Below are 24,012 nucleotides of genomic sequence, written 5' to 3'. Positions count from 1 at the left end.
TTTCCCCTTTTTAGTATGCATTCTTGTTGATAAAGCCCTTGAATATGGTGAGGAACATGATCTTGATATCGAATCCTACAGACCAGTTTTCGATATAGTACAGATCACATTCGATCCTCTTCCTGATAGAAGTGTCACCACGGTAACCATTTACCTGTGCCCATCCGGTAAGGCCCGGACGCACCTGATGTTTTACCATATACCGTGGTATTTCCTCCCGAAACTTTTCTACAAAAAACGGCCGCTCCGGTCTTGGCCCCACAAGACTCATTTCCCCTTTCAGGATGTTAAAAAGCTGTGGAAGTTCATCAAGACTGGTATGACGCATGAACTTCCCGATACCGGTAACTCTTGGATCGTTTTTTACAGTCCATGCTTTTTTTTCTTCAGACTCCTTCTGAATTTCCATGGAACGGAATTTATACATTCGGAAAGTCTGATTATGCAGTCCGACACGTTCCTGTTTATAGATCAGCGGTCCTGGAGAGGTAAGCTTGATCAGAATGCACAGAATCAGCATCACCGGTGATGAAGCAATGATCGCAATCGAAGAACCGATAATATCCATCGTCCTTTTTATCAGTGCATTAAACGTGTTACTCAGCGGCACGTACCGGATATTGATCACCGGAAGCCCGAGAATATCTTCTGTATATGGTTTGGTCGGAATAATATTATTATAATCCGGAATAAATTTCGTGTGCACACCGGATTTCTCACAGAGTGCAACGATCTCTTCCAGACGATAATACTCACTTAAGCCCAGGGTAATGGCTATCTCATCCAGACGGCTGGATGGAAGGATGATCATAAGATTGGCGATTCTGCCGATTACCTTAACCCCTTTGTAGGTAGTGCCTGCCGGCACATTGTCATCCAGTATACCCCTGATCACGTATCCCCATTGCGGATTCTGCAGGATCCTGTCTACATATTCCTCGGCAGCGCGGCTGTATCCTACCAGCAGCACCTGCTTCTGATTCATTCCCTTTTTTCGCATGTCCCGGAGAATGTAGAATATGAACATACGCACACACCATTCCAGAACAATGTTGATCACACAGAAAGAAACCAGTGTAAGACGGGAATAATCCAACTCTTTAAAATTATAAAGTGCAAACATGATGATAAGGAGCCCTAACGCGTTTGCCTTCACAATTCCGGCAAGCACGAGACGACGCCCCTGCATTCGCATCGGTGTATAAAGATCAAAAGCCTGGTAAAGAAGCACGTAGCCCGGAATAATAAAAATCAGCATGAACATATATTCCTGGACAGTCTTGGACTGAACCGCAGAATGCTCAAAAATTCCCTGAAAACGGATCAGCCATGCCAGCGCATAGGAGGCCGCAATCACAAATACATCGATCAGCATATGGAGACGACTGAAATTTTTCTGGTTATCTTTAATCAATTTCCGCCACCTCATTTAAGTTCATTGCCTTTATCTTATAATAGATGAATCCCAAAAGCAACAAAATCTTCCCTCTGAAATATAAAATTTCTGTGAAAATATGGTGTTTTAACCGGCAAAACGCCTAAAAATGTTGATCCAGAGCTCAATCTGAAGCTGGATATAACGTGGAAAATTTCTCATGGAAAACTTCACTTTTTTTCCTTTTCGGCTGATCTGGAAACCATTTTTGATTCCCGCCAGATACTCCCGTCCAAAACCTTTTGACGCAAAGAACAGAATTTTTGCCCCAAATCCGACAATCAGAAGCGGAAGATTCAGTATGATCTGAAGGAACGGCATGTTCTTGTAAATAAGGTAAATATTATTTCTGGACGAATACCGGATCTTAAACTGATTGTATCTGGAACCGCTCGTTCCGCTTCCCACATGATAAACTTTCGCTTTTGGAGCATACCAGTTCTGGTACCCAAAAATCCGGGCGCGGTATCCGATATCCAGATCCTCCAGATAGGCAAAATGCTCTTCATCAAAATCCCCGATCCGGTCGATGATTTTTTTTCTGTAAATGGCAGCTCCCGCACAGGCGGAAAAAATCTTCTGCTCTTTATCGTAATGGTTAATGTCCTTGTCTTTTCCTCTGGCAAACGCCCATCCCAGCGCACAATAATAATTACCCGCATCATCCATCTTGTCATGGTCGTGAAGCTGGATCATTTTTGCCTGGCAGGAAAAAGCTTTTTTATGTCTTCTGAGAGCCGCTACCATTTCTTCCAGAAAATCCGGTTCTGCTTCCGTATCATTATTCAAAAGCAGAACATACGGTGAACGTGCCGCATGAATTCCCTCATTCACAGCTCTGCTGAATCCGTAGTTTTCCGGAAGCTGGATCATGTGAACCCACGGATATTCCGCGGAAACAAAAGCACAGCTGCCATCTGTGGAGCCATTGTCCACCAGTATAACTTCAAAATTGCGGATGGTCTGCCTCTCAAGGCTTGAGAGTACGCCATCCAGATATGCCATTCCGTTAAAATTCGGTATGACTACTGATACTTCCTGCATTGGTTCATCCCTTCTTCTTTCCCATTCCCGGAAGAGGCTTCAGGGAATAATTCCATTTTGACAGAGAAAGATTTTTGTTATAGTACGGATCTCCGTTTTTTAGGATCTCCATCCAGTGAGAACGGATATATTCGATTTCCGACTGGAAGCGGCGGACTTTTTCCTCACTGTCCTCTGCTCCTCTGGATTTGGACTCGTAATGGTAAAGTTTCACGTACGGATCATAAACAATCAGATGTCCATGACTTCTCACCTTCAGGCAGAGATCCACATCATTAAACGCCACCGCAAGTTCTTCTGTAAAGCCGCCGGCTTCCAGAAAAACATTTTTCTTCATCATCATGCAGGCCGCTGTCACACAGCTCATATCCTGCAGAAGGGATGCCTTATGCAGATATCCGGTACGTTCCGCCGGCATATTTACAAACATATGTCCCGCAATGCCGCCCATTCCGATGACACATCCCGCATGCTGGATAGTGTTGTCCGGATAAATTAATTTGGCACCGACGGCTCCCACCTCCGGCCGCTGGCAGACGCCAAGCATTTCCGAAAGCCAGTCCGGATTGATTACTTTTACATCATTATTCAGGAAAAAGAGATAATCTCCTTTCGCATGACGTACTCCAAAATTATTGATTGCGGAATAATTGAATTCCTTTTTCCAGCGAAGCAGACGGATTCTCGGGTCTTGGGAAAGTTTCCGGTAGTAACGGAATATCTCCTCGGAACTGCTGTTGTTCTCCACAATAATGATCTCATAATTCTTATAGGTAGTTTTTTCAAAAATAGATTCCACACAGGCCTGAAGGGTCTCTTTTTCTTCCCGGTTGGGGATGATAATAGACACCAGCGGTTCTCCCTGCACCGGATATTTCACACGGTAAAATCCGAAATCCGGGGTATGCTCCACAGTTCCCGGGGTTCCGGTACGTGCAAGGTTTCCCTCAATGGCACGCTTTCCTGCTTCGAAAGCATACATTTTACTTGCCGGATTATCTGCTGTGGATGATTTGTGGGTTCTCCAGTGATAAAGAATCTCCGGTACATGAATGACCTCACGTGCCTGTTCCACACAGCGGAAAATAAAATCATAGTCCTGCGCTCCGTCAAATTCTCTGCGGAAACCTCCGGCTTTCTGTACAACCGAACGTCTCACAACCAGAAAATGACAGATATAATTGTTGGATCTTAAGAGATCCAGGTTAAAATCCGGTTTCAGATGAGGCTGAAAATGCTCGGACAGATCTGTTGTGACCTTGTCTTCATCTGTATAGATCACATCTGCCTCCGGATGTTCCTCCAGTGCAATTGCAATCTCATACAGCGCATTTGGAGCAAGCAGATCATCATGATCCAGAAGTGCAATAAAATCCCCTTTCGCCATGGCAAAAGCTGCATTGGTATTCTCGGCAATGCCCAGATTTTCCTTCAGATCTTCATAGCGGATCCTCTTATCCATCTCTGCGTAGGATTTCAGCACGGTCTGCATATCCGGATCTTCCGGGCTTCCATTTGCGAGACAGAGTTCCCAGTTCTGATAAGTCTGGGCAAGCAGGGAATCCAGCATCTGTCTTAAGAACCGCTCCGGCGTCAGATATGCCGGCACTACAATACTGATCAGCGGACCGTTACGAAACTTCCTCTTTCGCTGCTTCTCCAGTTTCTCCTCCGTTGGCCTGTATGCCTCATACCAGGGTCCGTAGGGAACTTCTTCCGGCTCAAAACGCTCATGAAGCCTGATCCAGAATTCTTTCAGACCGTAATGTTTCAGATATCTCAGGCCTTTCTGTACTGTATAGGGAGAAAGCTTCTTCAAAAGCCTGTCCCATTGAATCTTTCCTGTGGAATCATCTTTACTCATATATTTTCTCCGTATTACTCAATTTGATAAACGTATTTTAACATTACCGCATTTTTTTTGCAAGGAAGAGAGAAAGTGTGTTATACTGAGCTTACGTATGTATTGCTTACATAAGAATTATTTTTTATACAGGAGTACCATATATTATGAAAAAATCAAGAATAACCGCGGCGCTTCTGGCCTTTGGAATCTCAGCTTCCATGGTGTTCCAGACTCCAGTTTTCGCCACAGAAGAAACCGCTGTTGCTGTATCATCCGGTATTACAACCAACTTCATCAGCGGATGGCCACAGGGGCCTGAGATCACTTCCGCATCTGCCGTAGTCATGGAAGATTCTTCCAATACCGTTCTCTACGCCAAAGATATGGATACCGCTCTCTCCCCTGCCGGTGCAGTTAAAATTATGACCTGCCTTCTGGCTCTGGAGAACAGCCAGTTAACCGATCAGGTTACCATGACAGAAACCGGTGTTTCCGGTGTCACAGATGGCGGCGCCCATATTTCTTCACAGCTTGGAGAAGTTTTTACCATGGAGCAGTGCCTCTATGCAATCATGCTGGCTTCTGCCAATGATATTGCCCTTCAGGTTGCGGAACAGATCGGCGGCTCTGTAGATGCTTTTGTCCAGAAAATGAATGACCGCGCCCAGGAACTTGGATGTACCAATACCGTATTTACCAATCCTACCGGTCTTCCGGACGATAATCAGCACACCACCGCCCATGACCTGGCCCTGATTATGAAGGCAGCTATCAGCAATGACAGTTTCCGCACAATTTCCGGTGCCACTTCCTATACGATACCGGCTACCAATGTTTCCGGCGGTGCCAGAAACCTTACCAGTTCCTTTTCCATGACAACTCCGACTTCCGCCACTTATTATCAGGGCTGTATCGGCGGACGTGAGAGTACTACCACAGCTTCCGGAAGCGTCCTTGTAACTGCTGCCGAGCGTAACAGCACTACTCTGATCTGTGTTGTTATGAACGGTGCAACCGGACAGACAGCCAATGAAGCCATCACTCTGATGGACTACGGCTTCGCCAACTTCCAGCTTCTGGATCTTGCAGAAGAAGATTTCCACATCCTGTCCGGAGGTACTGTAATGGTTCCGGCCGGTGCAACTTCCGATGACCTGACTACAGAAGATACGCCATCCGATGGACAGCTTCTCCGCACCTATTCCTTTGGCGGAGCTCAGGTTGGAACTGCCGTAGTGGAAGATACTTCCGAAGAAAGTACCACCACAGAGGTTCAGGAAAATGACGACAACATGGATGCAGCAAAAGCTTATTCCGAATCCCGCTCCCCCATTCCTTATTTTGTAATCGGTGGCGTTGGCGTTCTGCTTCTGCTCCTGCTTCTGTGGCGTATGATAAAGATTATCCGCGCCTGATCTCGCTTTACGTTGGATTTTGTTTTGCAGTCTTACAGAAATCCAACGGATATTCGAAATTCACATTCCGTAAAAAAATCCCTCCTATGTATCGATCATTTTCAGATACATAGAAGGGATCTTTTTTTACTCAATTTTCCTGTCAGAAACTTAGTGATAAAACGGAACCACCAGAAAAATATAGCACAGAAACGGTGAAGCCACCAGAAGTACACTCAAAACCCGGTAGATCCACATTCTGATCTTTTCTTTTTTTACAAAACGTTCCAGCAGACGTTTCCAGCCGACTGTCACAAAATACATAGCCGGATACAGAGCAGGGATAATATAACGTCCCTGTGCCTGGTTATCACTGTAATATACATAATACATAAATAGTCCCACAGGAATCAGGATCAGAAGGATCATCAACAGATGGAAGATTCCTTTTCTGTCCCATTTATCGGACACAGTTACTGTTTTTATCTTCAGTTTTTCACTGCCCGATGTTTTTCGTTCTTTTACAACGGTACGCTTCTTCGGATAAAACATTCCCAGCATGGACAAAATCCCAACTCCACCAAGTCCGAAGAACAGAAAATACACCTTGCTCACACCATAAGGCATATAAATCTGCATCAGTCCGAAAGTTCCGATAAAACTCACCAGAACTGTGAGAAGCCAGTTATGCTGCCAGCCCGGGTCCTGATAAAGAAGGATATCTTTCCATGTCCATTTCAGTTTCTCCGGTGTGGGATACCTGGACGGCCGGTAATCAATGGCTGCATATTTCTCCGCACATTCGGCGCAGGCTTTTCTTCCGATAAAATCTCCGTCATAAAGAATGGCATTTCGCACAAACCACCATCCACATAAGGCAATGGTTACGACTGCGATCACGATTCCCCTTCGAAATAGAAAGGCAATCCTCTGTTTCACCGGTTCTTCCCTGCACAGAAGGACTGTCAGGCAGAAAAACAGGAAGCTGCATAAGATCCAGCCGTAAGCATTATAGTAGGACAGTGCACAGACCGCCATTCCAACAGCCAGCAGGATCGAATTTTTGAGACTCCAGTCTCCTTCTTCCAGATAGCAGGACCAGGAATACAGAATGATTCCCATGGATAAAAGGGCCAGGGAATCTGTATTTACATAAGTTCCCAGGAACAGTGCCTGCGGCATAAAACCTGCCAGCGCCGCAAACAGCCATCTTCCCTCTTTCGGAAAAAGCTTTCCGGAAGCTTTCACAACGAAATACACAGATCCCGTCACAAAAAGCACATCTGCCATTCTCGCCGCATGGAGAAGTCCGTCGGCAGAGGCATGGAACAGTCCTGCGATCCCCATAAATACAGCAGATACCATATAGGAAAGAATGGGATAATAAGCATAGGAAATTCCCCAGGTAGCATCACGGATGGTTGGCTCATCTCCAAGAGGCAGTTTGCCCGGATGTTTATGAAGATACTGTGCCACCATGTAGCGCATTTTTTCATCAGGGCCCGCTCCCAGCGGCTGCATGAACGCCCATGCAGTCAGAAGCGCAAATGCCGCCAGGACAAGGACCAGCACCTGAAACCGTTCTTCTTTCCAGATTTTTTTCATTTCCAAGATCAGCTCCTCCTATATCCGCTTCAGAGAGAAATCCTGGCTCTCCAGTGTAAGGTTCGGGTTATAGTAAGGATCTCCGTCACGGAGGATTTCCGGCCAGTGTTTTTCGAAGGAAGCAATCTCACGGTTAAATCTTGCCACCTTCTCCGGTGTATCCTCAAGACCTCTGGATTTGGACTCATAGTGATAAAGCTCCGCGTAAGGATTGTATACAACCAGATATCCGGCTTTTCCAAGGCGGAGACAGAAATCAATGTCATTAAAGGCAACCTGGAATTCTTCGCTTAATCCATGAACCTTTTCAAAAGCCTCACGTTTTACCATCATGCAGGCTGCTGTTACTGCACTGTAGTCCTGGGCACAGATGATTCTGTGGCAGTATCCGGTAGCATCCCTCTTCTGCTGCACAAAGCAGTGTCCGGCAATGCCGCCGAAACCAATGACTACACCTGCATGCTGCACAGTATCATCCTCATAATAGAGACGTGCTCCCACAGCTCCCACATCTGGTCTCATACAGTATCCCAGCAGCTGTTCCAGACAGTCCGGACTGATGATCTCCGTGTCGTTGTTGAGAAGAAGCAGGTACTCACCTTTGGCATGGGCCGCACCGAAATTGTTGATAGCAGAATAGTTGAAAATACCATCCCAGTACACCACATGAGCCTTCGGATTGGAGGCTTCCAGCTCTTTATAATAAGCAAAAGTCTCCTCTTCCGTACTGTTATTTTCCACGATCACATACTCATAATTGCGGTAAGTCGCCTTTTCTTCAATGGAATCAATACATCTTTTCAGATCATCAATATGATCTTTATTAGGAATGATGATGGATATCAGCGGTTTTTCTTCCCATAGGAATTTCGTGCGGTAAAGACCAAGATATTCGCCCTTTTTGATCTCTACCGGAACGCCGATCCTGTCATAATGAGCCTTAATGGCACGTGCGCCTGCATCAAAAGCGTACATCTTGCTCTCCGGATTCTCGGCTGTGGAATCCTCATGGCATCTCCAGTGGTAAAGGATCCTGGGGATATGATGGATCTTCTCTCTTCCCGCAGCTTCCACACAGCGGAATACAAAATCGTAATCCTGTGCACCGTCGAATTCTTTTTTCAGCATTCCGATCTGATCCACGATCTCTTTTTTCACAACAAAAAGGTGACAGATGTAGTTTACTGTACACAGAAGGTCGATATTGAAGTCCGGTTTGAAATGAGGCTGGAAGAATTTATGACCATCCATGGACATCTTATCTTCGTCGGAATACAAAACCTCGATCTCCGGATTCTCATTCAGTGCTTTCACACACTGGAACAGGGCGTCCGGTGTCATCTCATCATCATGATCTGCAAATACGATAAAATCTCCGGTTGCCGCTTCCATAGCCGCATTGGTATTCTCTGCGATCTGAAGTGCCTGTTCATTACGGATCACACGGATTCTCTCATCGCTTTTTTCCAGTCCGGCGAGATAATCGGTAAGAGGGGAGTCTGCCCCACTTCCGTCGGAAAGACAAAGCTCCCAGTTTCCGTAAGTCTGAGCCTCAATAGAGTCCACCAGCTGCTGGAGATATTTCTCCGGAGTCTTATAAAGCGGGATCACAATGCTGAACTTTGGATTCCAGGAAAATTTTGTTTTTCTTTCTTCCGCAAGTTCAGCCTTATCCGGCAGGTGCTTCACGATCCATTTGGAATAATCCACAGGACGATTTTTCCGGTTCATCACTTTTCCGAAAACTTTTCCGGTGAGGGCTGCTGCCCCGTGAAGTTTCATGTAGCGGCTTCCTTTCCGGAAATATACGGCAGCTTTCTCCGCAAGGCGCTTCTGTGGCTGCAGATGTACCAGACGAAGTGTCCGCACATTGCCGGCCTCAAATACAATATAGAATTCCTTCACACTGTCATAATGGAATTCAAAGAAAAATCCGCTCTTCTCATCAATTTCTGTTTCCTGGTACTGGTTCTGCACGTCCACACGTTTCAGTCTGGTGATCTCGCAGGGGATCTCCTTCCGGCTGCGATCTTCCAGGCGGATGGTCAAGGGGCGGTTAAAAGCTGCCCATCCACGGACACGGCAGATTTTTTCCCCGGATTCCACCTCAATACTTTCGATAAAGTACTGCGGTTTTCCCTGCTTTTTGTAAAGCTGCGCTGCAGAAACAGAAAACCACTGGATGCGTTTTCCGCCTTTTACTGCATAAACAACAAGCTTCTTTTTGCCTTCCAGATCCGGCAGACAGATCTCCATCTGTACACGCTCTCCGTTTACCAGATCCAGATCTTTAAAGCGCTCCAGGGCGCTGACACGCTCCTGGGCACTGATGGCTGCCGGAAGTTTTTCCCCGTCAAGAACGGCTTCCGGCTTATGGTCTTTCGGCCAGGTTCCCTGAAGGTGATACAGGGAACTGTCCTTCAGGTCAAACCTGTCTTTTTCTACTTCGTATAGCTCTCGCTGCATAACAATTCCTCCATTGCGTCCTTTCCGGTATTCTCTGTCAGGTAATGTTCCATGACTTTCTCATGTGCCGCCTCTCCCATGGCTTTTCTGGCCTTCTCATCCGTTACCAGAGATTCCAGGGCACTGACCCATTCTTCTTTCGTGGCGCACATCCAGCCGTCTTTTCCGTTTTCGATCACATATTCCATCTCACGGTTGCGGCTCATGACACTTGGAACTTTTACAAGTGCTGCCTCCGTCCACTTGTTTTCGGACTTGCAACAGTGGAACAGGCTGTTCTCCAGCGGCATCAAATTGATGTCCAGCCCTGCGATCACGCCAGGCAGCTGTCTCCAGTCCATAAACGGAAGTTTCTCAATACGGTTCTGTACCGGCTCCATTCCGGATTCATCCAGCACGCCCACCAGTTTCAGATAAACCTCCGGGTGGCGCTGCATCACTTCCAGAAGTGCGGCTTCCACCTGGGCAAAATCCTGGTCATGGGTCTTGGAACCGCTTAAATATCCTATATAGATCCGGTCTTTATCTTTGTCTGTCTGCTCCACTGCTTCGTGGGACAGAACCTCCATCTCCATGCTCATGCAGTTACGGTTGATGACCACCGGTTTTCCCGGAAATTCTTCCCGGATCTCACCAGCCAGGGTTTCCGTGGATGTGAAATATCCGTCGCAGAATTCCATACATCCGTGGATACGGTCTGTGGTTGTGCGGAAATCGCTGTACTCGCTTCCCTTCAGGAAATGCAGCCCGGAGATTTTTTCGTAATCAAATACCAGGTCATCCACATCATAGTAAACAGGGATTCCGGCTGCTTTCGCCCGGTTGACCAGCATCTCCGCTTCCATAAGTTTGCTACAGCGGTACATCACAACTGCCGTATATTCCTCGATGTTCTCCTGCTCTGTCTGGTCCATCTGGATAAATTTCGATGCATATCCGTTAAGGATCAGCTGTTCCCGGAAATGTTCCACACGATATCTGGATGCAAAGGAGATTTCCTCCCCGACGAAAAGAATCTTGCGGTTTTCCACAGGAAATTCATTTTCGCCGAGAGTTTTCCACAGGGAAATCATCTCTTCCACAATATTTTCCGGCTGCTCATTCTTAAGGACAAGGCCTTTCTCATAACGTTTCACACGTTCCACAGGTGCACCTACCGGAAGTACGGCTACCGGGAAGCCCATGGAGATGATCTCGGAAGTTGTGTAGGAGAAAGTCTCCGGCCATACGGACGGGATCAGGAACATGTCAATATCCTGCTCCAGGGTAAGTCTCGGGATCTCTTCTCTTGTATATCTTCCAGTCTGGGAAAATACCGGGCTTTCGATCTCTTCGTCGGAAGTACCGATCAGTCTCAGACGGATGTTCAGATCATTCTCTTCGATATATTTTACAAGCGCCTTCACAACTTCCAGGCCTTTTTTATAGCAGAGCACACCGATGAGGCCAATGTTAAAGGTCTCTGTGGTCTTTCTGGTTTTCTTCACTGCCGGAAGATAATGTGGTGCATGCGGAATCACATGGAGATTGTATACATCCGGATAAGCACGCTTGAACAGCTTCGCCGTATCATCGGAAAACGCACGGATCTCGTCACAGTTCAGTAAGAATTCACGGAATTTTGTACGCCAGAGAGTTCCACTTCCGTACTCTGTGCAGGCATTGCTGCGGTTGTCCGGAACGCATTTGTCGCAGACCTCACAGGATGGCACGCCGCAGTATTTTCCCCTGGCATCGATCAGGTTCACTGCCGGACAAAGGGCGAAAAAGTCATGAAGAAGCATGAGGATCTTCGCCCCCTGCTCTCTCTTAAGACGCAGGATACGCTCCAGGGTTTCGTAGAGATTCTGGTAAGTTACAAGCTCGTTGATCCAGATCTCGTCCACACGCATCAGCTCGTCAAGTGCAGTTTCCAGATCATTGGCAAAAAATTCCATCTCGTACTGCTTATACTGATAAGTAAAGTAAAAACGATTGCTTACGATATTATAGCGGATGGTCACAAAACGGTATCCTTCCCGCAGTGCCAGACGCCTTTTCTCCACAAGATAAGCCGTAGCTCCGCCGCCCAGATCATGGTCAAAGGCCACAATGGTAGGCACATCCAGCTTCTTATTGAGAAGTTTCATCTCCACATAAAGTCTTACCGGACGGAGCGGATCTCTTCTGCAGTAGTCTGCGGTATCCTTGTTGTAATCCGGATGTTTGCGGAGCAGTGCGTCGCTGTGCTCTTTCAGAAGGCGTTGTTTCTCCTCGGACGGGAAGCTTCCACCGTGTTTGTGATATACGAACAGGTTATCCACATGTACGTTCTCATAACCTGCAGCTATGGCACGCTGGCACCAGTCGTTTTCCTCTCCGTAGCCTTTTCCGAAGTTCTCCTCATCCAGAAGTCCGACTTCTCTGATGGCTTTCAGGTTCATACCCATGCAGAATCCCACACCTGTAGGCATGGATGGATACTGCGGGCGGATCATGCGGAATTCATCATCGATCTCCCACAGCGGCATTCCCTCAAACAGTTTGTTATCCCGGCAGAAATCCGGGAAACTGCAGATGGTTCCGCAGGTGGTAAACGGTGTGGTGGTGGCGATCTTTTCCTTTGCGAAGATCGGAAGCATCAGGCGCTCCAACCATTCTTCCGGAACCTCCACATCTGTATTTACAAGGGCAACGTGATTTTCCGCCATCTTTAACGCACGGTTTACAGACGGAAGGAAGCCCATATTGGTCTCATTGTTAAGAAGTACCACATTGTCATGCTCTGCGGCATATTTTTCCAGATATTTTCCTACTTCCAAGTCCGGGCTCTTGTCATTTACAATGATCAGGCGATACGGAACCTTTGTCTTCTCAATTCCGGAAAACAGGGCGTCAAAATACTCCAGACCATTATAAACCGGCACGATCACATCCACCTTCTGCTGATAAACAGCCTGTGGATAATCTTTTCTCACACTGCGGACATAACGCTGTTTGAAGTGGCGGAGATTTCCGATACTCTTCGGATCTTCAATGGCATATACCAGAAGTTCCTTCTGATCTCTGGTTCCGGGAATCTTTCCAATGAGGAATCTTCCGGTATCTGCTGCTGTTCCGTATTCCAGAAAAACAGAAATCTCTGCCGGCGCAAGAACCGTTGCCAGGAAAGAAAATCCCGCACTTTCCGCCTCCGGCTTTCCAATGGCATTGGCTACATCCGTACGGTAGATCGTAGTACAGGAAGCTTCCTGAAGCTTCTGTGTTCCCTGATAAAATACGATCCTTGGCTGTCCCATGGAAGCAAATGTAGGATCAAATGCCCAGCCAATGGCATTTAAAGTACCATTTTCATAATGGAAAAAATCAACACTTCCCATACAGGTAGGAGTTGCCTCCACTCCCATCACAGTTGCTGGCTCTGTATGATAATGGAGAACTTTTTTGACCAGCCTTTTCACCTGAGCTTTTTTGCCAGGATGACGCAGTGCCTCTTCCTGCATACGGGCTGCCTCTTCCGCCGCCTGTTTTGCTGCACGTTCGGCCTCTTTTTTAACTCTTTCCTGTTCCCTGCGTACTTCCCGTTCTTTTTCAAATGCCAGAAGCTTTTCCACATCCGGAAGCTCCAGACAGTCAAGTTTTCCCTCAATTACGATCTTATCTACATTTTCCGGGTGTGTAACGTGAATAAGATAAAAACCATCGGTTGTAAAAAATGCGGTTATACTGTTGTCCACCTTCATATGAACACCCTGCGGCACAAGTTCTGCACTGCATCCGCAGTCCAGGCGCTCTACTTTTACTTTCAGGAAATGACCGTTTGCCGGATTCCATCGGAGATTCTTTATCCCCTCAATTTCGGAAAGATCAAAATCCACCCGAAAACGGTTTCCTGTAAGTTTTCCCTCTGCATAAAGCGTATGTTCTTCACAGAAGCCCTCACCAAGATCATAGTAAATCTTACTGTGCATCTGGTGTTTTTCTCTTTCTCTGTTCACCAGCTCTGTTACGGAAACCGGTACTTTTTTCTGTTCAAACGGAAGCAGGGATCCACATCCAACATACTCATAAACAAAATGCATGGTCCATTTCATGAAGATCTCATAATCTGTGTAACCGATTTCAAATTCTGCCATCATATCATCTTCATGTATCAGCTGTGGCAGCTCCGGAATATGAGTATACAGTTCATGGATCAGACGCCACATAATGAAATTCACCGGTACAGGAAAATCAAACATCCATTCATAATCAATGATCTGATTTTGGCTTTCACCCATGAAAATATTACTGCAGATCAGATCCACATTGGCAGGGCAGACACATTCATAATCTGTTCTTCCGGGATATTTTCCAAATACCTCACAGAACTCTTTCGTTCTGTAATCCATGATCCTGCGGGACTGGAAAAAATCCCGATGGAAATTCTTAAGAAGTCCTTTGAGCTCCCCGGTTTTTCCTTCATGAGCAAGTTCAGCGATTTCCTGATGAAGAGTTTTTCCGGTAAGAAGCGGATAGCTGACTTTTCCGTTTTCTGCCTTGCATGGAAGATTTTTATATTTATCAGAGCCTGTTTTTTCCGCTCCAAGCTTTTCCAGGGTCTTCAGGAACCACTCTGCCTCAGGCACCATGGCCTCTTTTTCTGCACGGACCTCTCCGTTCTCACGAACGATCTTTGTCAGAAGCCGAAACTTTTCCTTTCGTTCCTGATTCAGTTTTACATAGAGAATTTCTTCCTTCTCCTGTCTTTCTGTTCTTCCGGCCTCCACAAGGAAAGAATTCACAAAACTGCTCAGGATCTTCTCTTTTTCAAAAGCTTTTACCCCTGCATGTTCTGAGAAAAGATCCGCTGTCTTATCTGTGTACACCGGATAGTTTCTTCCATAGGAATTGGTATAAAGGCTCTCATCTGTAAAAATTTCTGTAGGAAATTTGTAATCCGGGTACGGGTAATAAAAGTGCAGAAAAGGAAAGCCGCTGTTTTCCAGCAGCTCTCCCAGTTCATTCTTGGAAAAGGTGCGCACAGACTGATTTCCCGGATATCCGTTGATTCCGAAAAAGTGAAGATCTGTGTGATCCTCCGGTGCTCCGGCAAAGTACTTCAGTCCCAGTCGGTTCTCGATGGCGATCAGAAGTCTTCCCTCCGGTTTCAGGTATGCACCCATACGCTGAAGAAATGTCTCGTAAGGAGTTTTTCCTTCCGTAAAACTCATGGCATACTCCAGAACACCGTTTACTACCACATAGTCGAATTTCTCCGGAAAAGTCATGTCGTTGAGATTTCCAACCATGATCGTGAGATTTTCTTTATCATTGTTTCTTGCATAATTTATGTCTGCACGACGCTTGGAAAGCTCCACTGAAGTCACATGCCCGGCCTTGCGGCAAAGCATTCCGGTAATAGCTCCGCATCCGGCTCCGATCTCAAGAACGGAATCCGTCTCTTTCAGAGGGTACCAGCTTAAAATATTCTCCCGCAGTCCGGAAAAATGATAGACAATGGGAAAACTCACTTCATCCTCCGGCAGGTCCTCAAACGATTTCCCTTCCTGTGCCATTTTCAGAAGTGTTTCCTCGATATCCCCATCGGAATAATGATCCTTCGCCGTATAATAATCTAAATTCAACTCCGCCATAGTAGTTCCTCCACTTATTTCACAGATACTTTGGAAAACATGTCAAAATATCCCACTGCTTTTTTATCTGTGATCACCGTCAGATTGCACACATCATAAAGCCGGTGAAATACGGTAAAATCGCCGTCTTTATATCCTGTGCAGCCCAGACAAAGCATATATTCTCCTGCCTCCAGCGGCATTATCTGTTTAAAAGTAATCTCCCGCACATCACCGGCTTTCTGCGGTTTCACAGGAGTGTGTTCATACATGGTGTTTGTTCCTGTGATTTCCGTACCTTTCAGATCTTTCAGTGTGAATGCAAAAATCGGGTCATTGACATCTGCCTGAAAGCGTACCTTCATCTGAACAGAAAATTCTTTACCTTTTTCGATCACATTTGTAATCATTCCGGTATCATCCCGGATCGCAAAATCCACGATCTCTCCAAGCTTACTGCCATACTCAAGAACCTTCGGATTCAGATTCAGGCTGTCTTTCATAGCCCTGCCGCCTCCGGCATGCTCTTTTTTCGACACATTTTCTCCAGCTGTGCCATCTGTCAGCTGACCATCCTGCCCTGCTTCTGCATTCTCTGCACCTTCCTCCAGATCTGCATCATCATACTGATTCACCAGCACACGACGGTAGAGATTGACCATCTCCTTGGCGCCACCTTCCGCAAGCTTTTCTCCTTTGTTGAGAAGAACAACCCGATCGCAGTATTTTCCGATACTGCTCAGGTCGTGGCTTACGAACAAAATGGTCTTACCCATTTCCTTGAACTCCTCGAATTTCCGGTAACATTTTGCCTGGAAAAATACATCACCTACGGAAAGCGCCTCATCAACGATCAGGATCTCCGGATCGATATTGATGGCCACCGCAAAAGCCAGACGCACGAACATACCACTGGAGTATGTTTTTACCGGCTGATGGATAAACTCTCCAATATCTGCAAAATCCAGGATAGACTGCAGCTTGGCATCAATCTCCTCTCTGGAAAAACCGATCATACTTCCGTTGAGATATACATTCTCAAGTCCGGAATATTCTCCGTTAAATCCTGCTCCAAGCTCCAGAAGAGCGGAAATCCTTCCATTTACGGAAACTTCTCCACCTGTAGGAGAAAGTACGCCTGTGATGATCTTCAGGATCGTAGATTTACCAGATCCATTGGTTCCGATGATTCCTACTGTTTCCCCTTTATGCACCTGAAAAGATACGTGGTTCAGAGCATAGTGCTCTTTATATTTCTTTTTTCTGGATAATCCCAGAGACTCTTTAAGACGGTCCATGGGATTATCGTAAAGTTTATACATTTTACTGACATCATTTACTGAAATCGCAATATCTTCTGCCATTTTTAACCTCACTTTTGTGTAAATCGTTCACTCTCACAATCTGTCGCCGTTTTGCTGTTTTTCTGCGTACTGAGCAAGTTTCCGCAGGAGACTTCCCTGATTCGATCAAAGAACGTCTGCAAAATGCGGTTTCAGACGTTTGAATATTACAGATCCCAGTCCGAAAAGCAGGATCGTAACCACCCAGAAATAGATCGTCCATGAAGCATGGTTCCAGATTCCGACATGACCAAGCATGGAATCACGATAACCCGTAACTACATAGTACATCGGATTCAGCTTGAACAGCTTGATCAGCCATGGATGTGAAGACAGCATATTGATATCCCACATGATCGGTGTAAGCCATACGCCAACCTGGAGAAAAATGCTGATGATCTGGGTCAGGTCACGGAAAAAAATGACGATTGCACTTGTGGCATACACAAGCCCCAGTACCAAAAGGAAGGTACAGATGGAATAATAAATGATCTGCAGTGTATATAAACTTGGTGTATATCCATAACATGCGCACAAAATAAGTGCGAACACTACAAAAAACACATGCACAAAAAGTGCGGAAATGATCTTCACGATGGGAAGAATACTGATCTTAAATACAACCTTTTTTACAAGGTAATTATACTCAATCAGTGCATTGGTTCCACCGTTTAACGCATCCTGGAAGAAAAACCACGGCACGATACCGGATACCAGATAGAGTACAAAAGGATAATCCGATACAGTTCCGGCTTTCAGTCCCACGGAAAATACAAACCAGTAGACCAGGATCGTCACGATAGGCTGGATGAATGCCCAGACAATGCCAAGATAGGATCCTGCATATTTTGTTTTGAAATCATTTTTTGCAAGGCTTAAAACCAGCTTTCGATTCTGGTACAGCTCTGCCGGCAAAGCTAATATTTTCTTCATTCTGTAATTCCTTATCGATTCTTATATTCCTGGAAGCTTCCCCACTTCTGATCCTTGTCGGAGAAAATAAGCTCCATGCCTTCCGGGATCGGCCACTCTACATTGATGTCCTTGTCATTCCAGATCAGTCCGCCCTCATCGTTTGGATGATAGAAATCAGAGCATTTGTAGGTGAACTCCGCATTCTCAGAAAGTACCAGGAATCCATGAGCAAATCCCTTCGGGATAAAGAACTGTTTCTTGTTCTCAGCAGAAAGAACAACGCCGTACCATTTTCCGAAAGTCTTGGAACCCTCACGAAGGTCAACTGCAACGTCAAACACTTCTCCGTTTACCACACGTACCAGTTTGTCCTGCGGATAGTTGATCTGGAAATGAAGTCCGCGGAGAACACCGTAACGGGAGCTGGACTGGTTATCCTGAACAAACTCCACATCAATTCCGGCTTCCTTGAAATCGTTGTAATTGTAAGTTTCCATGAAATATCCTCTGGAATCCCCAAAAACAGTTGGCTCGATCACTTTCAGTCCTTCAATATCTCCGCACTGTGTTACTTTTATTTTTCCCATTTTTCTTTCTCCTTTTCTATTTATGTTTGTTTTTGTGTTTCTTTTTATGTTTCTTTTCTTTCACTCCGAGAGCCGCAAGAAGGGCTATCAGAATCAGAATCATAGCACCCATAATCATAAGAAGGATTTTACGCATGGCAGGCACGCTTTTTTTTTCCGTCGTATTCTCTGCTTCCGTCTGTCCGCTTTCATCCTCTGTCGAAATATCTGTTCCGGTACTGTCGGCTTCTGTACTGTCTTCTGCCTCAGTAGTCGGCTCCGGTGTTGGTGACGGTGTCGCCTGCGCCACACTGGCACTTCCAATCAGATAATCTCCAAAATAATAACTGGTTTCTGTTTTTCCGTCAATATTCTCCGCCTTCGTGGTCAGGGAAGCAAGTTCTGTTCCCTTTGGAAGAAGTACACTTCCGCCATCCACTTCTGTTTTTGTAAAGTTCTCAAAACCGTAGTTAAACATGGCCGTAGTATCCATACAGGAATTCGCCAGATCTGCGGCACGCATGGTTACCGCAATATACGTGGTATTGTCTTTTTTTGCCGCAGTGACAAGTGTATGTCCGGCCGCAACCGTAGTTCCCGTCTTTCCTCCGATACAGCCATCATAATAAAATCCGCTTTCCGGAGCAAACATCGGATGATGGGTATGCAGAATTCTCTGCTGGGTATTCATATTGGTGGGTTCGATAACATAATCTGCAGTGCCGATTACCGTACGGAAATCCTCATTTTTGAGGCCTTCTCGCATAATCAGTGCCATATCCTTTGCGGAAGAATAATGGTTGTCATCCGGAAGTCCGCTGGAGTTGGCAAAATGCGTATTGGTACATCCGATCTCCTGTGCGCGCTGATTCATCATATCAATAAACGCCTGCTCTGTGCCGCCGATATGTTCCGCAATCTGTGCGGCAACATCATTGGCAGACTGGATAATCAGTGCATACAGACAATCCTTCATGGAAAGAATCTCTCCCACCTGCGTACCGATATTGCTGGAATCCGCATTTACGTTACGCACTCCGGTTTCTGTAAAGGTCACCTGCTCGTCCATGGTGGAATTCTCTACTGCCACCAGCAATGTCATAATCTTGGTAATACTTGCCGGATATCTCTGCTCATCCGCACCTTTGTTGTAAAGAACCACTCCGGTATCTGCATCCATCAGAATACCGGTATCTGAAATAATTTCCGGTCCTGCAGGCCATCCCTGAATCTGGTTGGTACTGATCTCATATTTTGCATTGAGATCTACCGCAGCCATGGCCTGTACCGGCAGCATCAACGCCATCCCTGCTGCCAGAACCACAAACAGTTTTTTTATTTTTTTCATAATTTATCCCTTCTCTTATCAGAAGCCATCAAAAGAAGCAATGGCATCAACGACTTTCTTCGCATCCTCCATATCCAGGTTATAGAACATGGGAAGGCGCATCAGACGTTCACTTTCTTTTGTTGTATAAACATCCTCCCCGGAAAATCTTCCAAATTTTTTTCCCGCAGGTGCGGAATGAAGGGGCACATAATGGAACACGCTGCAGATTTCTTTTTCACGGAGATATTTCAGAAGTCTGGTACGCACCTTGATATCATGAACTTTAATATAATACATATGTGCATTGTGCGTGCATTCTTCCGGAACGTAGGGCTGTTCGATCTTGCCTTCTTCCGCAAGAAATTTCAGATTTTCATTATAGAAGTTATAAATCTGCATTCTCTTGTCACTGATTTTTTTGTGCTGTTCCAGCTGAGCATAAAGATATGCAGCATTCAGTTCACTGGGCAGATACGAAGACCCATAATCCATCCAGCGGTATTTATCCACCTGCCCGCGGAAAAATTTGCTGCGGTCTGTTCCTTTTTCTCTGAGAATCTCAGCTTTTTCCTGATACTGATCCCCATTGAACAGAATTGCGCCACCCTCTCCCATTGTGTAATTCTTCGTTTCATGGAAACTGTAGCAGCCAAAATCTCCGATGGTTCCCAGTGCTTTTCCTTTATAGTAGGCATCCACACCCTGAGCTGCATCTTCCACAACTTTCAGATTATGCCGTCTGGCAATATCCATAATTGTATCCATTTCACAGGCAACTCCCGCATAGTGAACCGGAACAATTGCCCTGGTTTTTTCTGTGATCGCCTGTTCGATCAGTTTTTCATCAATGTTCATAGTATCCGGACGGATATCCACAAACACAATCTTCGCTCCGCGCAGTACAAAAGCATCTGCTGTTGACACAAAAGTGTAAGACGGCATGATTACTTCATCTCCCGGATGGATGTCCGCAAGAAACGCCGCCATTTCCAGTGCATGGGTACAGGAGGTCGTAAGCATCACATGACCCACATGAAAACGTTCTTCCATCCATGCGGAACATTTCTTGGTATAGATTCCGTCACCGCAGAGCATTCCTCGGTTCACCGCATCCTGGATATACTCGAATTCCTTGCCTGTAAACGCAGGTCTGTTAAAATCAATCATGTATTTCCTCTTTATTTTCTATTTTTCTACATTAACTGTACATTCCATTTTCTCACACTCATGTTGCAAATTCAATGCCTATTTTTCTGCCGGTGTATAATCGGGAATCTGGTTCTGATATGCAACTTCTTTTCCGTAAGAATCCAAAATATGCATATCCCGGTAAAATTCCTGTGTCAGACGGTCCATTTCCTGTCTGTTTTCTGTTTTTACATAGTACAGAGCCAGATATGGGTTGGGGCCATGCTCAATCACGGTTTCCCCTTCTTCATAAAAAATCCACGGCTTCTGTACTTCTTTTTTCTGGCCGAGCCGGACAGCCGCAGACTGATCTGCGATTGTCAGCAGCCTTCCCTGAAAATAGATCACAGCGCCACAGCATTGCGGCTTATGAATATCATGTTCTGCCAGTATACGGTCAAGTTTTTCCTGGTCATACAGCGAAGCCAGAAGAAATTCTTCCATATTAAATCCGTATACCATATCAGTAAGTTCATGTTCGTATCCGAAAAAACGGGCCGCAATCTCACAGACCTGAATCCCCTCTCCCAGTTTCCAGAAAAACTGCATGGAAAGTGCGCCTTCTTTCTGGCCTGTTTTTTTCACATATGCCTGAAGAAGTTCCGTTGCAGGTTTTTCCACTTCTGACATCAGTCTGGACGGATAAACGTTTCTTGTACTGACAGGAATTTCCCCTTTTGCGACAGATGTTTTTTCGCGGTCTGCAATGCTGATTACATGCACCTTTCCATTTCTGACCCAGGTCATCATATTAAATTCATAACCATCATTATATTCTTCCACAAGAATCTCCGGCATATCAGAAAATTCCGCTGTTTTTTCTGCTGCTTTTATAAGTTCTTCCAGATTTTCAGATATATAGATTCCACGGGAACCGTATTTATCAAGAGGCTTGCTGACTACCGGGTAGCGAAGCCCCTTAAGCAGCTCCTTAAGCCTTAACTTTCTATCCGGATCTTTCAGCACTGCTGTGGGGATTTTCTGAAATCCGGGGGTTGGCAGTCCCAGTTCCTGAAGAAGTTCCCTTGTCCGGGATTTATCACGGTACCATGGAAGCTGTTCCGGTTTCAGATAGCAGGGAATCCCTGCCCTGTCTGCAATTTTTACCATACATTCCAGAAGCAGGTCAGAAAAAGACGTAATGATCCCGTCAATCTTTTTTTCCCGGCAAAGTTCTGCAATTTTTTCCGTGTCTGTTACCGGAATCTGATACGCTTCGTCCGCAAATTCTCTTGCCGGGCCATCCGGATATCCATCACAGACAATGGTGTAGTATCCTTTTTCCCTGGCTTTACATACAAGCTGTACAAACTCACCCAGAGTTCCCAGTATCAGCAGTCGGTGTTTCATGCTTTTGTTTCCTCCCATTCTCTTATGGAATCTGCAATGTAACGCATTTCTTCCTCTCCGTATCTCTGGTCGCAGGGCAGCGGAAGGACATTGGCGGCCCAGTCATATTCCATGGTATCTTCACCAAAATGATCAATAATATTCCGCCAGTAAGTCGGCACAAAAATCTTCCGGCCGGCCAGCCATTTTCGAAGTGCCAGTCCGTCCTTATGATAATAGGGATAGGCAAAAGGCCCTTCCGGAACCACTTCATTAAAAATACTTTCTGACGGAAGAAGTTCTGCCAGCAAATGATAATTTTCTTCTCTTTTTGCTTTTATATAAGGATAATCCATGGAATGGAGAAGATTTCCGGTCAGTCGTGACATGCGGCGGATTTCCATTTCATGATAGTCTGCCGCATTGTCCAGCATCTTCTGGTAAAAAGTACCGGCATCATATTCATATCGGCCCAGAATGTGCTCAAGCCTTCCCATGGAATGATCCAGCGGTTTCGCTTCCGGATTCAGTCTTGCATCTGTTGACAGATACGCCCCGTCACTGACACCCAGAAATTTCCGGCAGGAATACAAAGTATCCACGCCAGGCAGCGGTCTCTGAAAAAACGCATGGGTATGATCCACAATAATGTTTCCGTAAATCCCCTTATATTCCAGGATTCTGTCATCAGTCAGCTGTCCGTAGTAATTTACAAGGTAGAGATATTCGCCCTCCGGAAGCTTCTTTTCTGGAAAAAGCGGACGTAATTTTTCATCCATATGATAAAATTCAATTTCCGCTTCTGTTTTCTCACAGGCTCCGGTTACAGAATCACAAAGATACGTGGGAAGATAAATTTTTTTGCAGTTTCGGGCTTCCATCAGCCAGAGAAGTGCGGTTCTTCCAAGGTTTACCCCAAAAAGTTCCGGATAATATCCCCGGCCTGTGGATTCCTCCAGCTCCAGGTAACCGCCGATTTCTTTTTTCATCAGTCTGTTTCCTCCTGACGGATCACATAATGTGGCATCTTCTTCGCCTCATTGAGGATATTCATAAGATAAATTCCGATAATTCCAATGGAAAGCAGCGTCAGCCCAAAGAATGCCAGCATTACCAGCATCAGGGATGTCCATCCTTCCACAGAGATTCCGAACATAAAATAGCGGACCAGATAGTAAATCGCCAGGCAAAGGCTTACCAGAAAACTTGCGATTCCGATATTCCGCACCATAAGAAGCGGAAATGCCGTATGTGCTGTGATATCATAGATCAGGTCTTTCACAAGACGGCGAAAAGAATATCCGCTTTTTCCATAGGCACGGGCTGCATGCTGTACCGGCACATTGATAATTCGATTGGAACTTAAAACCAGAAGATTGCCGATCTGCGGAAGATATGTATTGGTCTTCAGCATGGCTTCTACCAGAAAGCGGCGGATCAGACGGTAACTGGTGATCTGAAGATCCGGGTCTTTTCCAAGCATTTTGGAAGTAGCCCAGACAGATAATTTGGTTCCCAGCTTACGAATCAGGTTATGTTTCCGGCCTTCATAACTTGCAATAATCACATCCACATCATCCCGCTCGTTCATGACATTGATCATCTTCGGAAGTTCTTCCGGCTGATGCTGAAGGTCATCATCCATGGTCACAATGAATTCCCCTTTTGCATGAGCAAATCCGCACAGAAGCGCCGGATGCTGGCCGAAATTTCTTGCCATCTGGATGATTTTCACACGGGAATCCTTATCACGAAGTTCTTTCATCACCTCAAAAGAACGGTCCTTTGATCCGTCATCTACCAGAATCAGTTCAAATTCTTCTTTTATTGTTTCCCGGAAAACTTTTTCCAGGCGAGTGTACAGTTCCTGCAGCGTATGTTCTGAATTGTATACAGGAACAACCACTGAATATAGACACATAGTTTTTTCCCTCTCTTTTGTATCAGTTGACACTTA

Annotated in this window: 15 protein-coding genes; 1 reads left to right on the top strand and 14 read right to left on the bottom strand. The window is 45.7% G+C overall.

Features of this window, described 5'->3' with window-relative positions; genetic code table 11:
- Positions 1-10 precede the first annotated feature (10 nt).
- From GPK88_RS05460 to GPK88_RS05450, 3 genes are all read right to left on the bottom strand, one after another.
- Positions 11-1,414 (bottom strand): undecaprenyl-phosphate glucose phosphotransferase, encoded by a 1,404-nt coding sequence (locus tag GPK88_RS05460; RefSeq protein WP_173761784.1) that lies wholly within the window; start codon positions 1,412-1,414, stop codon positions 11-13.
- 108 nt (positions 1,415-1,522) lie between these two features.
- Positions 1,523-2,479 (bottom strand): glycosyltransferase family 2 protein, encoded by a 957-nt coding sequence (locus tag GPK88_RS05455; RefSeq protein ID WP_148445016.1) that lies wholly within the window; start codon positions 2,477-2,479, stop codon positions 1,523-1,525.
- A gap of 4 nt (positions 2,480-2,483) precedes the next feature.
- Complete coding sequence (locus GPK88_RS05450) at positions 2,484-4,343, bottom strand: glycosyltransferase family 2 protein (RefSeq protein WP_173761783.1); 1,860 nt, start codon at positions 4,341-4,343, stop codon at positions 2,484-2,486.
- A gap of 146 nt (positions 4,344-4,489) precedes the next feature.
- On the opposite strand from GPK88_RS05450, the gene GPK88_RS05445 reads away from it, so the two are divergent.
- Complete coding sequence (locus GPK88_RS05445) at positions 4,490-5,740, top strand: D-alanyl-D-alanine carboxypeptidase family protein (protein ID WP_173761782.1); 1,251 nt, start codon at positions 4,490-4,492, stop codon at positions 5,738-5,740.
- A 150-nt stretch (positions 5,741-5,890) separates the two neighbouring features.
- On the opposite strand, the gene GPK88_RS05440 is transcribed toward GPK88_RS05445, so the two are convergent.
- The 11 genes from GPK88_RS05440 to GPK88_RS05390 all read right to left on the bottom strand — a co-directional run bounded on the left by GPK88_RS05440 (position 5,891) and on the right by GPK88_RS05390 (position 23,976).
- The gene (locus GPK88_RS05440) at positions 5,891-7,330 is read right to left on the bottom strand and encodes an ArnT family glycosyltransferase (RefSeq protein ID WP_330596828.1); all 1,440 of its coding nucleotides are present in this window, start codon (positions 7,328-7,330) and stop codon (positions 5,891-5,893) included.
- A gap of 12 nt (positions 7,331-7,342) precedes the next feature.
- Positions 7,343-9,790: a glycosyltransferase family 2 protein gene (locus tag GPK88_RS05435; RefSeq protein WP_148445019.1), complete on the bottom strand. Its 2,448-nt coding sequence runs from the start codon at positions 9,788-9,790 to the stop codon at positions 7,343-7,345.
- A complete protein-coding gene (locus GPK88_RS05430) occupies positions 9,766-15,405 on the bottom strand; it encodes a glycosyltransferase (RefSeq protein WP_173761781.1) in 5,640 nt (1,879 codons plus the stop codon). The genes GPK88_RS05435 and GPK88_RS05430 overlap by 25 nt, the downstream gene beginning before the upstream one ends.
- 14 nt (positions 15,406-15,419) lie before the next feature.
- Positions 15,420-16,748 (bottom strand): ABC transporter ATP-binding protein, encoded by a 1,329-nt coding sequence (locus GPK88_RS05425; protein ID WP_021976722.1) that lies wholly within the window; start codon positions 16,746-16,748, stop codon positions 15,420-15,422.
- A 105-nt stretch (positions 16,749-16,853) separates the two neighbouring features.
- Positions 16,854-17,660: an ABC transporter permease gene (locus tag GPK88_RS05420; protein ID WP_021976723.1), complete on the bottom strand. Its 807-nt coding sequence runs from the start codon at positions 17,658-17,660 to the stop codon at positions 16,854-16,856.
- An 11-nt stretch (positions 17,661-17,671) separates the two neighbouring features.
- Positions 17,672-18,229: a dTDP-4-dehydrorhamnose 3,5-epimerase gene (gene rfbC / locus GPK88_RS05415; protein ID WP_148445023.1), complete on the bottom strand. Its 558-nt coding sequence runs from the start codon at positions 18,227-18,229 to the stop codon at positions 17,672-17,674.
- A gap of 16 nt (positions 18,230-18,245) precedes the next feature.
- Positions 18,246-19,556: a D-alanyl-D-alanine carboxypeptidase family protein gene (locus GPK88_RS05410; RefSeq protein ID WP_148445024.1), complete on the bottom strand. Its 1,311-nt coding sequence runs from the start codon at positions 19,554-19,556 to the stop codon at positions 18,246-18,248.
- A gap of 18 nt (positions 19,557-19,574) precedes the next feature.
- On the bottom strand, positions 19,575-20,705 hold the full coding sequence (rffA, locus tag GPK88_RS05405; protein WP_148445025.1) for a dTDP-4-amino-4,6-dideoxygalactose transaminase: 1,131 nt from the start codon (positions 20,703-20,705) through the stop codon (positions 19,575-19,577).
- Between the two features lie 78 nt (positions 20,706-20,783).
- Positions 20,784-22,076, bottom strand: a complete 1,293-nt coding sequence (locus tag GPK88_RS05400) for an ATP-grasp domain-containing protein (protein WP_173771119.1) — start codon at positions 22,074-22,076, stop codon at positions 20,784-20,786.
- Positions 22,073-23,044 (bottom strand): hypothetical protein, encoded by a 972-nt coding sequence (locus GPK88_RS05395; protein ID WP_173771117.1) that lies wholly within the window; start codon positions 23,042-23,044, stop codon positions 22,073-22,075. The genes GPK88_RS05400 and GPK88_RS05395 overlap by 4 nt, the downstream gene beginning before the upstream one ends.
- Positions 23,044-23,976, bottom strand: coding sequence for a glycosyltransferase family 2 protein (locus GPK88_RS05390; RefSeq protein ID WP_148445027.1), 933 nt, complete (start codon positions 23,974-23,976; stop codon positions 23,044-23,046). Before GPK88_RS05390 ends, GPK88_RS05395 begins: the two co-directional genes overlap by 1 nt.
- Positions 23,977-24,012: the final 36 nt, after the last annotated feature.

Origin of the sequence: Blautia sp. MCC269 (genome assembly GCF_018785655.1) — a bacterium.
Classification (GTDB): Bacteria; Bacillota; Clostridia; order Lachnospirales; family Lachnospiraceae; genus Blautia_A.
This window is presented reverse-complemented; position numbering and strand designations above follow the sequence as displayed.

Bases quoted from the DNA above. Each gene is read 5' to 3' on its own strand.
- GPK88_RS05455 (WP_148445016.1), bottom strand. From the start codon at position 2,479: ATGCAGGAAGTATCAGTAGTCATACCGAATTTTAACGGAATGGCATAT.
- GPK88_RS05450 (WP_173761783.1), bottom strand. From the start codon at position 4,343: ATGAGTAAAGATGATTCCACAGGAAAGATTCAATGGGACAGGCTTTTG.
- GPK88_RS05445 (WP_173761782.1), top strand. From the start codon at position 4,490: ATGAAAAAATCAAGAATAACCGCGGCGCTTCTGGCCTTTGGAATCTCA.
- GPK88_RS05435 (WP_148445019.1), bottom strand. From the start codon at position 9,790: ATGCAGCGAGAGCTATACGAAGTAGAAAAAGACAGGTTTGACCTGAAG.
- GPK88_RS05430 (WP_173761781.1), bottom strand. From the start codon at position 15,405: ATGGCGGAGTTGAATTTAGATTATTATACGGCGAAGGATCATTATTCC.
- GPK88_RS05425 (WP_021976722.1), bottom strand. From the start codon at position 16,748: ATGGCAGAAGATATTGCGATTTCAGTAAATGATGTCAGTAAAATGTAT.
- GPK88_RS05420 (WP_021976723.1), bottom strand. From the start codon at position 17,660: ATGAAGAAAATATTAGCTTTGCCGGCAGAGCTGTACCAGAATCGAAAG.
- rfbC (WP_148445023.1), bottom strand. From the start codon at position 18,229: ATGGGAAAAATAAAAGTAACACAGTGCGGAGATATTGAAGGACTGAAA.
- GPK88_RS05410 (WP_148445024.1), bottom strand. From the start codon at position 19,556: ATGAAAAAAATAAAAAAACTGTTTGTGGTTCTGGCAGCAGGGATGGCG.
- rffA (WP_148445025.1), bottom strand. From the start codon at position 20,705: ATGATTGATTTTAACAGACCTGCGTTTACAGGCAAGGAATTCGAGTAT.
- GPK88_RS05400 (WP_173771119.1), bottom strand. From the start codon at position 22,076: ATGAAACACCGACTGCTGATACTGGGAACTCTGGGTGAGTTTGTACAG.
- GPK88_RS05395 (WP_173771117.1), bottom strand. From the start codon at position 23,044: ATGAAAAAAGAAATCGGCGGTTACCTGGAGCTGGAGGAATCCACAGGC.
- GPK88_RS05390 (WP_148445027.1), bottom strand. From the start codon at position 23,976: ATGTGTCTATATTCAGTGGTTGTTCCTGTATACAATTCAGAACATACG.